The sequence below is a fragment of the Corynebacterium tapiri genome (assembly GCF_006334925.1).
GTDB lineage: Bacteria > Actinomycetota > Actinomycetes > Mycobacteriales > Mycobacteriaceae > Corynebacterium > Corynebacterium tapiri.
Map to the genome: position 1 here is coordinate 1 of NZ_VDHJ01000014.1, position 13788 is coordinate 13788.

Sequence of the window (13788 nt, forward strand, 5' to 3'; positions counted from 1 at the left end):
CCGGTTGCTGCTGGGCCTGCTGAGCAGGTGGGTATCAATCTTGTGGGGGTGCAGTGACTCCAAACAGGTTGACATCCACCGTCACGTAGACATTTGCACAATCGCCCCCCCAGGACGTCGCCAGGCCCACCCTCCCCAGCACCGCACACAAAGACCGCCGCCCCACAGAACCACATGGTTCCCGGGGCGGCGGCCTTTCTTCGAGAGCGTCTACCTACTTGGTGAAGAGGCTGCTCACGGAGTTAAAAAGCATGTAGATGTAGTTGGCCAGCTCGAGGGAGAGGTCTACGGCAGAGCTCAGCATCAGATAAAGTGCCTTTCACTGTTTTCTGGTCAGGGATCCAGAGGGGATATCGTCAAGCGGCGGCTGGACTGTTACATCGGCATGATGTTGTGCTTTTTATCCAGGTCGTAGGCCTGCTTGGTGCGTAGCTGGCGCAGCGCATGGCGCAGCATGAGGCGCGATTGGCTGGGCTCGATCATGGCGTCGAGGTAACCGCGCTCGGCAGCCACGTACGGCGAGGTCATGTTCTCGTCGTAGAAGTCCATGAAGATCTTCTTCATGTACTCGCGCTGCATCGGGTCCTCGATGGCAGCGAGCTGCTTGCCCTGGATCATCACGGCGGCGGCCGCCGCGCCCATCACGGCGATCTGGGCCGTAGGCCAGGCGAAGTTGAGGTCGCCGGCCAGGTTCTTCGAGCCCATGACGGCATAAGCACCGCCATAAGCCTTACGCACGATCAGCGTCACCTTGGGAACGGTGGCCTCCACGCCGGCGTAGGCGAGCTTGGCGCCGCGGTGGATCAGGCCGACCTTCTCCTGCTCCACACCCGGCATGTAACCGGGCGTATCCACGACGTAGACGAGCGGGATGTTGTAGGCGTCGCAGATGCGAATAAATCGCGCGGCCTTATCAGCTGCGTCGGCATCGATGCAGCCTGCCAAGTGCAGCGGGTTGTTGGCGACGAACCCGACTGCGCGACCGTCGATACGCCCGAAGGCGGTGACAATGTTCGGGGCGAAGTTGGGCTGCAGCTCCAACAGATCCTCGTCGTCGCCTAGCAGCGGCAGCAGGTCGAGCATGTCGTAACCTGCGTTGGTGTCGTCCGGCATGAACGAGTCCAGCTCGAGGTCCTGAGCGACCTCGGTGTCGTCGGGGGCGTCCATCACGGTCGGGTCGTCGTAGCAGCTCAGCGGGAGGTAGCTCAGCAGGTCGCGCACGAAGTCGAAGGCGTCCTCCTCCGAATCCACCACGGCCTGCACGTTGCCGTTGAGTTCCTGCTGGCGGGCACCACCGAGCTCGGCAGAGGAGACGTCCTCACCCGTGACCTCGCGGATGACCGCAGGGCCGGTGACGTACATCTCGGCTTCCTTGTCCACGGCGATAAGAAAGTCCGTGGTCACCGGGGCGTAGACGGCGCCGCCGGCGGACTTGCCCATCATGATGGAGATCTGCGGGCTGCGGCCAGACAGCGGCATCTGGCGGCGAGAAATCTCCGAGTACATGGCCAACGAGGTCACGGCATCCTGGATGCGGGCACCGCCGGAGTCCTGGATTCCGATAACGGGACAGCCGATGCGGATAGCCATCTCCATGATCTCCACGACCTTCTTGCCAAAGGTCACACCCACCGAACCGCCGTAGACGGTCTTGTCGTGGGCGTAGATGCACACCGGGCGCCCGTCGATGCGGGCGTATCCGGTGACCACGCCATCGGAGTAGACAGCGTCCTTTTCGCCCGGGGTCTTGCCGAGCGCTCCGACCTCGGTGAACGAGTCTTCGTCGACAAGCGCGGCGATGCGCTGACGCGGCGTGCTGCGGCCAGCCTCATCACGCTTGGCGCGGGCACGCTCAGAGCCGGGGTCCTGGGCCTTTTCCAGGCGCGAACGCAGATCGGCTAGTTTGTCGGCCGTTGACGTCGTAGTCACGGATGACCTACTTCCCTTCGATGCGCTGCACGATGTGCTTTGCCACGATGCCAATGGCAGGCTCATCAGGCACGGCGAGGTGATCGCCAGGCAGCTGAACAATTTCCAGGTCATTCACGATAGCGCCCCACCCACCGTCTGGGTCAATGTGAGCGTAGGCCGGCTCGAGCTCGATGGCTCCGTCGTGCATGCGCTCCGAGCGGAACAACACAACGGGGACGTCAACATCAGCCCAGCGGGCGAAGTCCACCTTGGCCAGGATCTGGTTGTCCACAAAGCTGGCTCGCTGGTGCTCAAGGATGCCAGCACTCAGGCCGTGCTCGGACGCGTCGGTGGTGGCCAGGAACTGCTCAAGCATCGCCAGCACCGCCTCTTCACCGGCAGTCTCCAGCAACTCGTAGGGCACCGGGAAGTCCAGGCCGTAGGTGCGCTGCGCGAAGTTGGCGTAGCGCTCCCAGCGTTTCTTGGTCTCCTCCAGGGTGTCCGGCACGGGCTCGGAAGGCTGGGTGGTGTCCAGCAGAGCGATGAACTCCACCTTCACGTCCGTGTCCTTCAGCTGCTTAGCCACCTCGTAGGCCAGCGCGCCGCCGAAGGACCAGCCGGCCAGTACGACGGGGAAGCCCTTGGCGTAGGTGCGGATGTCCTCCAGGTAGCCCGCAACGCGCTCCTCCAGCGGGCCCTCGACGCGCTCCATGCCGTAGACCGGCACGCTCTCTGGCAGACGACGAGTCAGCGGCTGGTACACCACGTTGGTACCGCCAGCGGGGTGGAAGACGAACACGGCCGGCTGCGTCGATCCCTCCGGGCGCTCGCGCAGGATGCGCACGTTGCCGTCGACGGGGGTCTCCAGGCCCTCGCGCACCAGGTCAGCCAGCGGCTCCAGGGTCTGTGCCTCGCGAACCTGCGCGGCGGTGACCTCCACGCCCGAGCGCTCCTGGAGGCGCTGCGCGATTGCCTCGGCCTGTTCCTGATTGATCTCCGGCAGCTCGCTGGTCACACCCGCCGCCGCAGATCCCAGCACCTTCGCCCAGGTGCCAAAGACCATGCGCTCGGAGGCATCACGCGGGGCAACGCCCACGCCCTGGCCTGGAGTTTGCTGCTTCTCGACGCTCTTTTCTTCCACCTCGACCGCAGCCGCGGTGTCGTCTCCAGAGCGCTGGGCGACAGCCTGCTCGACCATGCGCACCACGTCGGCAACGGAGGCGTCGCGAAGCGCCTGCACCTGCAACGGCGGGATCTGGAAGTCGTTTTCCACGCGGTTCTTGATGCGCATACCCATCAGGGAGTCCAGGCCCAAGTCGATCAGCGGGAGCTCTCCGGGCAGGTCGTCCACGTCATAGCCCATCGACTCGGAGACGATGGAGCGCAGACGGTCCTCCACGCTTTCGCCGGAGTTGGGATCCCAGCGAATGGCGTCGACCTCCTCGACTGCTTCCTCAGTGATGATCTCGGCCGGTGGCTCCACCGAACCCGCCGGGGGCTGCGGGGTTCCCAGTTCCAGGGCGGTGGCGAAACCTTCGGCTACCAGCTCGGTGGAATCGCCGTCGACGCGGTACACGGACACGTTCAGCCCGGCCAGGCCGCGCTCCACGATCGTGGTCACCTCGCCGGTGGGGGCGAGTGTGGCGTGATCGCGGGTGGCCACTAGCTGTGCACCTGCCTCGACTGCCTCGACTGCGGTCTCCATGATGGCGATGGCACTCGGCGCCTGGTCAGCCTGGGCACTGAACGCAATGCGGCCACCGGGCAGCGTAGTGCGCACACCCGGAAGCGTGCCGCCACCGCTGGCAGCAGGGCGGGCGTTGGTCCAATGACGCACCTGCTTGAACGACGTGCGAGGAGCAGCCACCTTGGCGCCATCTCCGTACAGCGCGGCGAAGTCGATGGGCTGGCCAGCCACATACAGCTTGGCCAGCAGGTCGCGCAGGCTCGCTGCCTCGTCCACCTTGCGCTTGAGAGCGTAGAGCAGCTGAGTGTTGGGCTTGCCCGCGGCAAACGCGGTGTTCATCATGCCCATGATGCCCACCGGGTTCGGGGCGATCTCCACCAACGTGCTGTGGCCGGCGGCCAGGACCTGGGAGATCGCATCCTCGAACCAGACCGGCTGGCGGGTCATGCGCAGGAAGTATTCGTCGTTGTGCACAAGCGAGCCGGCCGGGTAGACCTCGTTGCGGTCCACAGAGCTAAACAGCGGAATACGCAGCGGCATGGCGGTGATGCCGGCCATCTCAGCGGCCAGGTCACCCAGGATGGGATCGAGCGCACTGGTGTGGCCCGAGCCGCGCACGGCCAGCTTGCGGGCAAACTTGTCCTGGGATTCCAGCTCGGCGACCAGCGCGTCCACGCTGCCCACCGGCCCGCCGACCGTGGTCATGCCAGGTCCGGCGTACACGGCAGGCTCGACGTCCTTAAGCTCCGGGTGCGCGGCGTTGAACTCGGCCAGCGCCTCGCGGGTCAGCTCGACGACAGCCATCGCGCCTTCATCCGGAGTGCCCGCGATCATCTCCTCACCCTCGCCCATGAGTCGGGCGCGGTGGCAGGCGATCGTCATAGCGTCACGGTCACTGATGCCACCGGCGGCGTAGGCAGCCGCGATCTCACCCATGGACATGCCAACCACACCTGCGGGGGTGGCGCCCAGGGACTCCAGCAGATCGGTCAGTGCGATCTGGATGGCCGTGATGGCAACCTGGGCGGTCTCGGTGTTGTAGGTCTGTTCGTCGTCACGCACGATGTCCAGGACCGACCAGCCACCCTCGAACTGGACGTACTCGTCCAGTTCCGTCATGCGCAACCCGAAGAATGGCGACATCTCCATGAGTGCCTTGGCCATCTTGCGGTGCTGCGAGCCGAAGCCGGAGTAGACGAAGACGGGGCCGAGCTCACTCGGGGAATCGGCGGAATCGATGCCTACGGAGACAACGCCCTCGGCGACCTTGAGCAGGCGCTTGGTCGCCTCCTCCATCGTGGTGGCCTGGACGACCGCGCGGGAGCGCCCGTGATTGCGCCGAGCCAGCGAACGGGCCAACGCGGGAAGGTCCTTATCCTGCAGCGTCGCCGTGAATTCGGCCAGGTCAGCGGCCGCCTTCTTACGCCGGGAAGGCAGCATGCCCGAGACAGGCAGGATCACACCGGAGTCGTCGTCCAGCGCGGCGGCAACGCGCCCGTAGTCGTCGTAATCGGCAGGGTCGAAGCTGGAGACCACCACGTGTGCGTTCGTTCCACCGAAGCCGAAACCGGAGACGCCAGCGACCTTGCGACCGGAGTACTCCGGCCACTCGCGGGGATCCTCAATGACCTCGAGGCGGGCCGCATCGAAGTCGATGTAACGGTTTGGCCCGGAGTAGTTGGGGCTGGGCGGAAGCGTGTCGTGGTTGATCGCCTCGACCACCTTGATCAGCGCGGCAGCACCCGCAGCCGATTCCGAATGGCCAATGGCGGACTTGGCCGAGCCCAGCAGCGTCGGCGAGGCGGCCTCACGCCCGGTTCCCAGGACTGCTCCCAGGGCGTTGGCCTCGATGGGATCACCCAGGATGGTGCCCGTGCCATGGGCTTCCACGTAGTCCACCTCGGTGGGATCGACCCCGGCGTCGGCATATGCCCGGCGCAGCACGTCCACCTGTGCCTCCGGGTTCGGAGCAGTCAGGCCGTTGGAGTGTCCGTCAGAGTTCACGGCCGAGCCCTTGATTACGGCGAGGATGGTGTCCCCGTCCGCCAGGGCGTCGTCGACACGCTTGAGCACCACCGCACCGGCGGCATCGGCGCGCACGAATCCGTCCGCGTCATCAGAGAACGCGTGGATGGCCCCGGACGGGCTGATCACGCCGAGCTCGGCAAACGCCGTGGAAACCCACGGTGCCGCGATGATGTTCACGCCGCCGGCCACTGCCACGTCGCAGTCCCCCTCGCGCAGCGCACGTACGGCCTGGTGAACGGCCACCAGCGAGGACGAGCACGCGGTATCCACGTTGACGGACGGTCCGCGGAAGTCGAAGGCATAGGAGATGCGGTTGGGGATGACGGCGCTGGACGTACCGGTCAGCGCGTACGGGTGAGCCTCGTTCGCATCGGAGGTCACCAGCATGCCGTAGTCGTTATTCGAGGAACCGATGAACACACCCACCGGCTGGCCTCGCAGGGAGCTGGCCGGGATGTGCGCGTCCTCCAGCGCATGCCAGGTCTCTTCGAGCATGATGCGCTGCTGCGGATCCATGTTCTCGGCCTCTAGCGGGGAGAGGCCAAAGAATTCGTTGTCAAAGGAGGAGATGTCCTCCAAGTAGCCGCCCTGCATGTTGAGGGTGGCGATCTTCTCACTCATCGTCGGGTCCGCGGCGTACTCGCTCCAGCGCCCCAGCGGCAGTTCACCGGTAACGCTACGGCCCTCGAGCAGGAGCTGCCAATACTCATCCACGGTCCTCGCGGAGGGGAAGCGACCGGAACGTCCGACGATGGCGATGTCGCGCTGCCCCGGGGCGTCGCTACGCGCAGAAGACATGCGCGGCGCCTGCTGTGGAGCGGCCACTGGTGCGGCGAGGAGATGGCGGGCGAGGGCGCTAATCGACGGATGTTCGTAGGCCACCGTCGGATCAACACGTCGCCCCAGCAGCTGCTCGAGCTCACCGGACAGGACCACCGCGTCGCGCGAGGAAAGTCCCAGTCGCTCCAGAGGAGCGGTCTCAGAGACCTCGGCCACCGGCTGCTCTGTTGTCTTCGCTACCCAGTTGGTGATCCAGGCGCGTAGCTCAGGCTCGCTGAGCGGGGCAGGCGCGGCGTTGTGCCGATCGGTCATTACGGTAGAGCTCCTTGAAGTAGTGAGAATCGTTAGTATTTATCGCTCCAGGCCAGCCAGGCGTTAGCTCTCGGAGAGATACGCCTTCTGGTTAACCCGGCGCGCAATTTTGCCTGACGAGGATCGGGCGATGCTCATCGGGGCCTGGACTCGGATGTCGTGGGTGTTCACGCCGTGTACGCGGTTGACCGCGGCGCGAATGTCCTCGATCGCCTCTTGGTCGCCCGACGGATCTGCGCTGTCGGCGCGCTCCAGGAGGATGACCAGCTTTTCCACGTCCTCCCCCGGCACCGCGAAGGCGGCAACGGAGTCGGCGCGTACGTGCTCGCTGGCCTCCTGGACGGTGGCCTCGATGTCCTGCGGGTAGTGGTTGCGGCCGGCGATCACAATCAGGTCCTTCAAACGACCAGTGATGTAGAGCTCGCCATCGATGATGGAGCCCAAATCGCCGGTGGCCAGCCAGCCCTCATCCGGAGCGCCGGCAGCGCGGGTTCCGTCTGCCAGGCGCTCGCCCAGGGTCTGGTTGAAGGTCTTCGCCGTATCCTCCGGGCGATCCAGGTATCCAGCCGCGATGTTCTGACCATGCGCCCAGATCTCACCGACCACACCGTCGACGACCTCGGCCTTGGTTTCCGGGTCGACGATGGTCAGCGCCTGCGGGCGAACGACCTGGCCATTGGCGATGTACGGCACGGCGTTGTCCGCGCCGGCAGCGACCTCGGTAGCCCGGCCCGCCTCCAGCTCTGCCCGGTCGAAGTGCTTGATCAGCGGACGGTTGGGGGTCTGCGGGGTGGTCACCATCAGCGAGGCCTCTGCCAACCCGTAGGAGGGGCGCAGCACCGAGGTGTCCAAGCCGGCGGCTCCGAAGACCTCCGAGAAGTTCTTCACCGCGGATTCCGAGACGGGCTCGGAGCCGATGATGATGCCCGCGACGTTAGAGAAGTCCTGGTCCTCGGTCGGGGCGCCGTAGCGCACAGCCAGCTCCAGGGCGAAGTTGGGAACCACACCGTAAGTGTCCACATCGCCGCCCTTGCGGGCAGCGAGCTGGTTGGTCCAGCGGCTGGGGTGTTGGATGAAGTCGCGCGGTGTCATCATCTCCATGGGCAGGCCGAGGATGGTGACAAACGAGGCCAGAATGATGCCCATGTCATGATGCAGGGGCAGCCAGGTGACCAAGCGCAGCGGGGTCTTCAGCTGGTTGGCAACAAAGATTTGCAGCACGTTGGTCACGATCGACCGGTTGGTTAGGCGCACACCAGCCGGGGTGCGGGTGGAACCGGAGGTGTACTGCAGGAACGCGGTGGTATCCACCGGCATGGTGGAGCTTTGCGCTAGCTCCTGCTGAACCTGCGGATCGGTGGCGGGGTTGACGTAGCTTGCCGCCAGCGTGTCCGGCAGTGCGTCCACGGACACGATGCGCGGGCGCTCGGTGGCGGGCTTCTCGGCGAAGTGACGACGCACGGCAGCGGCCGAGGAGCGGTTGGTGAGCACGATCTGCGCCTGGGAGTCTCCGAGCACTGCCTTCAGGTGCTCGCCGTGTCCGGGCTCGTTGGGGTCGTAGAGCGGGACGGGGACCATACCTGCGTAGAGGGCTCCCAGGAAGGAGAAGATGTACTCCGGGCTGTTACCCGCCAGGATGGCCACGCGACCACCTCGGGATCCCACTTGCTGCAGCCGAGCAGCCACGGCCTTGATCCGGGTATTGACCTGGGTGCGATTGAAGGTCCGGGCCTCGCCCGCGCTGTCGGCGGAGTAATCCCAGAACGTCATGCAGGGGCGCTCGCCGCCGCCTGCAGCCACGTCGGCCTGATACATCAGCTCGGACAGGCCCGCCAGGGTCAGCTGCGGCGGGAGCTGGATGTCACCGGTCTCGGTGAAGAATTGGCGCAGTGCGCTATTGAGATCCATCTATCAACCTTTCGTCGTGGTGTCCGAACACTTTTTGTCGGAAAAATTATTTTCCAGGGGATAATAACTTAGTCACTCGGACCCTCGTGAGCGTTACACCCCAGGCACCACATGGTTATCCGTGGTTATTGATCAAGTTGTGCGCCCAGTCAACAACCCACTGGTTGGTTGTTGTGCCAGGAATGACGTTCTGGTTGCTGGCGTACTGCGCATGAATGCCGTTAGCCGCGATGAGCTCCTGCGCGCGCTCGATTCCGTTGCCCGCGTCCAGTGGGGCGTCACACACCGCGTCCCCGGGCGAGCAAATCTCTTGAACGCGATCATTCAGCGAGCCGAACCCGCCGTCTCGCGGGCCACGCATCGTGGCGCCCGGGGTCACAAACTGCACCAGGGCGTTGACCGGCTGCAATGCGATCTCGGCACCAATGCCGGCGACGTCGACGCCGGGGTTCATGCCCACACCGTTTTGGCGGCGCCCGTCGGCAATCAAAGCCACTCCGCGCACTTTGTCCTCCGGGATCGCACCGTGACCGTTACCGATCTCGTTGGCAATATCACCCAGCAGGACCGCGCCCTGCGAGAAGCCTGCCAGAATAAAGTCGGTCGACGGGCACGTCTCATGAATGAACTTCAGCTCCGCGTTCACCTTGGCCGTTCCCTCGTCGCGCGATTCGTCGTAGCTCAACTCGTGGTTGGCGTTGATGTTCTTGAACTGCGCGGTGTACGGGAGGGTCCACACTCGGACGTCATTGATGTCGTACGAGTTCTGCAGCGGCTGGCTAATGGAGAGCATGAAGGAGAGCGGGTTCGCCTGAGGATTGAACGGGTCATCGTTCGCGCTCGACTCCCAGGTACCCGGCGCGGAGATGAACTCCACCGCAGGGCACCAATCAGGCTCGGCGGGCGCGGGAGGCTCCCCCGGCGCACGCTGGCCATCCATGGCTCCCTGCAGGGGGTTGTCCTGGGATGTCCGCATCCACTGGGCTACTCCGGTGCCGATGACCGCGAGCACGACGATGGCGACGATTGCCACCAGGGCCTTTTTCATGAACTCTCCTTGATAATTGAAAGCGCATATGACGATACCCGGTGGCATCCTCTCCGCCATCTACGCGAAGTACCACCGGGCTGTCTAGAACCTGTGAAGTTCCCCTATGCGCAATAAGCCTTTCGAGCCGAATCCTCGATGATCCGAGTCAGCTCCTCCGGGCTCTTGTCCGAGCGGCCCTGCTGAATGAGCTGACCGGCCACAGCGCCCGAGGTCGCCGAGGCAACCGGGTCGTTCGAGCACACCGTGGCGGCGGTACCCAGGAGCTGGCTTTCCACGCCGTCAACCTTGACGCCGGAGTCCTTGATCGCCTTCAGGTAGTCCTTCTCCTTCGGGCTCAGCTCGGGTTCCGCCGCGGGGATCTCGGAGACCTCCTGTGCGGACTGATCACGGCCTACCCCGCCCGACTTCTTCGACTCGGACTTCGGCGCCGACTCCGTGGACGAGGCCGCAGACTCAGAGGAACGCTCGAGAGGGGCAACGCTTGACGACGTCGCGCTGGCAACCTCGTCGCTCGTTACCGTCGATCCCCCGCAGGCCGAAAGCCCGAGAGCGGCGGTGAGCACGAGTGCTCCGGTGATGCGTCGTACAGCTCGGGCAGCCATCTAGCGCTTCTCCTCCCGAACCTGTCCGTTAATCTGCTCGATCACACCGTGCTGGAACTCGATGCGCTTTCCACCGGCCGGGATGTCCTTCATGTCCGAGGTCGGCCAGCCGAACTCGCCCTGCTCGTACTTCTTCTTGCCCCATGCCTCGAAGAGGTCGCCGTAGTAGATCACATGCGCACCGGTGGCCTCGGAGAAGTAGATGTTGCCGTGGTCGAACTGCTGGAATACACCACCGGGGATCTCAATGGCGTTGGCCGTCGGGAAGCCCAGGCCGGATTCGACGCCGCCGATCTCGGCGTACTTGTCGGCGATCGCGCCATTGACGAATGCGGTCTTGTTGTCCGGACGCTTGATCACCTGACCGCCCTGGAACTGCTGAACCTGGCCCCTAGCGACGTCCTTAACCTCGCCCGTCGGGTAGCCGAGCCAGCCCTTCTCGAAGCCTTGCTTGCCCCACTCCTCGAACAGGGGCCCCGGGATGGCGTGCGCCTTCGTCTCCGGGGTCCAGTAGATGGAGCCGTGCTCGAAGTGCACGTAACGGCCGTTGCCGTCCGGAGTCTTCTGCTCACCGCTCTTGGGGAAGCCGAGCCAGCTCGACGGGCCACCAATTCCGGCATAGCGAGCGTTGATGTCGCCGAACAGGGCGTGTGCGTTGGTCTCCGGGGACCAGTAAGCGGTGCCGCCAGTGAAGTCCTGCGCCTTGCCGCGCTGGTCAGCCACGTCGTACTCGTTGGTGATGCAGTTGCCGATGACTCCGCTCTGGGTTGCCTCGGCGATCATGCCGATGGTCGAGCACTCTAGGCCGCGGTCCTCCTTGGACAGGCCCAGGCTGTCAGCCATCATCGGCCAGGCCTCAGACAACTCGAACTGCCAGTACTCCCAGGAGTGAACACCAGACGGACGGAACTTCACAGTCGGGTTCAGGCCGGCTGCGCGCGCCTCGTCGACGAACGTCTGGGTGGTCAGGCGGGAGATGACCTCCAGCCCAATACCAGCGGCATTGGCGGGCTGCTTGGCCACGGACTCGGCCACACCAAAGTCATCGCGTCCGGATCCGGCAGAGACGTAGATGCCCATGTTCTTCAGGCCTTCCAGTCCCAGCTTCGGGTCGTGGTCGATCCAGTCCTGGGAGCCGAAGGGACCCCACATCTTGGTGGCGTCGTAGTTGCCGGCATCGCGCATAGCTGCAGCGATGGCGGCCGGCATGCCGGTCGAGGTGGTGTCCAGGTAACCGGAGAACGAACCCACAAAGTTGAACAGGTGCGGGTTGCGCTCCGCCAGGTTCATAGCCGAGGTGCCGCCCATGGACAGGCCAACCACGGCACGCTTGCCGTTGGACTTGAACTCCTTGTCCAGGATCGGGACGAGCTCCTTGGTCAGGAAGGACTCCCACTTGTAGTGCTTACCGTTGTCCGGCTGCTGCCAGTCGGAGTAGAACGAGGACTCTCCACCTACCGGCAGGATGACGTTAACGTTGCGGGTAGCAAACTGCTGCTCGATGTTGGTCTCAATGGTCCAGCCATTTTCGTCGTCACGCGCGCGCAGTCCGTCCAGAGCCCACACCTCAGGGAACTTCTTGTTGGGCTGGGAGCGCCAGTCGCGGGCCAGCAACATCTGCACCTCGATGGGCTCGCCCGGCATAGCTGCGGAATTAATGAAGATCGCGATGTGGCGATCGGACAGCCACTCCACGCGGTCGATGCTCACGCCAGCCGGCAGGCCCTCAACCTTCGGGTGGGTAGTCTCCAGCGGGGTGCGAACCGGCGGATCGCTCGGAGCCACGCCATCCGACAGGCTCGATCCGGAACTCAGACCGCCTAGCCCCTGTGCAGTAGCCACCTGCGGAACAATCGACGCACCCAGCGCCATCGCGGTGGGAACGGCCAGCAGGCCGAGGCGGAAACGGCGGCTCATAAACCGCGGGGAACGAGTGTTCTCGCGCATGGTGTTCAGCAATCCTTCGTGGTGAGTGTCCAACGTTGCGTCGGTGGTTTCTACGGTTTTCTAGTCGTTAGCGGCCAGCCCCGCCCCCTGCACACAGCAGCGTCGAGGTTGGGGTGCCTAGGGTTGCGGATCGGTGTGCCGGCAGTTCCCCGCTGCCGGCATTCCTCTCCGAGGGCCCACTGTTCTGGTATTCAAAAATGATCAGCCAGAGTGACAGTGCGCGCCGCTCCGCCTGGTTGGATCAAGTTTAAGTAGAGCTTGATAGTTTTCTGGGACGCGACTCGCCGAAAGTTCGTCCAGCGTGACATCGCCCAGGATACAAAAAGCGCCGCAACCTGGAAACACTGTGACGTGTTCGGTGCGGCGCTCAGACCTCCCAAGAGAGCCGGGTTTTACCAGGCGCCCATGGTGTCCAGGATCAGCGGCTTGGTCTTGACCAGCTGGTGGTTCCACTGGTTCCAGTTGTGGATACCGGCCATCGGGTAGTCGGTGCTCACGTTGATGCCCTGAGCGCGGGCCTTTGCCTCCCACGCGCGAGTGGACAGGTTGGACAGGATCTCCAGCGCAGAACCGATGAACTGATCGTTCACTGCGACGCCGGCGTCCTCCGGTGCCGGCAGACCGGACGCAGCGGAGATGTAAACCGGGTTGCCACCCAGGCCACCCATGTTCAGGAACGGGTCGTTCTCGAAACGACGCGGGCTAAGCATGGAGCCATACATGGCATTGATGTTGAACCCACCGGCATCCAGGAGCGCGACGCGCAGAATGGTCTGCGCACCCGGCAGGGTGGTGGTCAGGTAACCGGAGTAAGACAGCGACTGGCGGAACTGACCCGGGTGCTGGGCAGCCAGGTTCAGAGCGGCCGTGCCACCCATGGACAGACCAGCAATGGCGTTGTTGTTTCGTGCCACCCCGAAGTTCTGCTCCAGGTAAACCGGGAGCTCCTGAGTCAGGAAGGTCTCCCACTGGTAAGTGACCGGGTCGTGCAGGTTGTAGGTTGCCGGGCCATCCCAGTCAGCATAGAAAGAAGCGGCGCCGCCCACCGGCATCACCAGCGTGATGTTGGAATCAGCGAACACACTCGCAGCATTGACGTCGCGGATCCAGGCGTTGCCCTCGTTGGTGGCACGCAGGCCATCGAGGAGGTAAAGGCCAGCGTTGCCGTCGCGTGCGGCGGGCTGAATCTGGACAGTGATGTTGTGCCCGGTGGCCTCAGACCACACGTCGCAACGCTGAACCCAGAAGTTAGCTGGGTCCCAATCACAGGTACCTGTGGCGTCAGGGCGCAGCCAGTCGCGGTTGGCAGCGTGCGCGGCGCTCGGCGTGGCGACCATCAGGCCAGCGACCATGAGCAGGGAAGCCAGGAAGGCGAGGGCTACACGCGGGGCGTTAGCCAACTTCGGCAGTGAAGTCATGCGGCTCCTTGGAGTGAGGGGTGGGCTCTTGATACATGCCGTGTATCGGGGCTGGAAGCCACGGCGTTAACAGCGATCGTTACCTAGGCGTGACTTTTCTAGGCCGCAGTCTAGCCCAAACCTGCCCAGAGGGATAGTTGAAAC

Annotated in this window: 7 protein-coding genes; all 7 read right to left on the reverse strand. The window is 64.3% G+C overall.

The features are described 5' to 3' along the window. Positions 1 to 375: 375 nt before the first annotated feature. Positions 376 to 1929: an acyl-CoA carboxylase subunit beta gene (locus FHE74_RS09455; RefSeq protein ID WP_246049272.1), complete on the reverse strand. Its 1554-nt coding sequence runs from the start codon at positions 1927 to 1929 to the stop codon at positions 376 to 378. Between the two features lie 7 nt (positions 1930 to 1936). Continuing rightward, complete coding sequence (gene pks13 / locus FHE74_RS09460; protein WP_139466271.1) at positions 1937 to 6718, reverse strand: polyketide synthase Pks13; 4782 nt, start codon at positions 6716 to 6718, stop codon at positions 1937 to 1939. 63 nt (positions 6719 to 6781) lie between these two features. Next, positions 6782 to 8626, reverse strand: a complete 1845-nt coding sequence (locus FHE74_RS09465; RefSeq protein WP_139466272.1) for a FadD32-like long-chain-fatty-acid--AMP ligase — start codon at positions 8624 to 8626, stop codon at positions 6782 to 6784. 115 nt (positions 8627 to 8741) lie between these two features. After that, a complete protein-coding gene (locus FHE74_RS09470) occupies positions 8742 to 9674 on the reverse strand; it encodes a cutinase family protein (protein ID WP_139466273.1) in 933 nt (310 codons plus the stop codon). Positions 9675 to 9778: 104 nt separating this feature from the next. After that, positions 9779 to 10279 (reverse strand): hypothetical protein, encoded by a 501-nt coding sequence (locus FHE74_RS09475; RefSeq protein ID WP_180339736.1) that lies wholly within the window; start codon positions 10277 to 10279, stop codon positions 9779 to 9781. Next, positions 10280 to 12226, reverse strand: coding sequence for an alpha/beta hydrolase-fold protein (locus FHE74_RS09480; RefSeq protein ID WP_139466274.1), 1947 nt, complete (start codon positions 12224 to 12226; stop codon positions 10280 to 10282). A gap of 392 nt (positions 12227 to 12618) precedes the next feature. Then, positions 12619 to 13644 carry an alpha/beta hydrolase gene (locus tag FHE74_RS09485; protein WP_139466275.1) on the reverse strand — a complete coding sequence of 342 codons (1026 nt, stop codon included), beginning with the start codon at positions 13642 to 13644 and terminating at the stop codon, positions 12619 to 12621. Positions 13645 to 13788 lie beyond the last annotated feature (144 nt).

Excerpts from the sequence above, each read along its gene's own strand:
- pks13 (WP_139466271.1), bottom strand. The coding sequence starts at position 6,718 with ATGACCGATCGGCACAACGCCGCGCCTGCCCCGCTCAGCGAGCCTGAG.
- FHE74_RS09465 (WP_139466272.1), bottom strand. The coding sequence starts at position 8,626 with ATGGATCTCAATAGCGCACTGCGCCAATTCTTCACCGAGACCGGTGAC.
- FHE74_RS09470 (WP_139466273.1), bottom strand. The coding sequence starts at position 9,674 with ATGAAAAAGGCCCTGGTGGCAATCGTCGCCATCGTCGTGCTCGCGGTC.
- FHE74_RS09475 (WP_180339736.1), bottom strand. The coding sequence starts at position 10,279 with ATGGCTGCCCGAGCTGTACGACGCATCACCGGAGCACTCGTGCTCACC.
- FHE74_RS09480 (WP_139466274.1), bottom strand. The coding sequence starts at position 12,226 with ATGCGCGAGAACACTCGTTCCCCGCGGTTTATGAGCCGCCGTTTCCGC.
- FHE74_RS09485 (WP_139466275.1), bottom strand. The coding sequence starts at position 13,644 with ATGACTTCACTGCCGAAGTTGGCTAACGCCCCGCGTGTAGCCCTCGCC.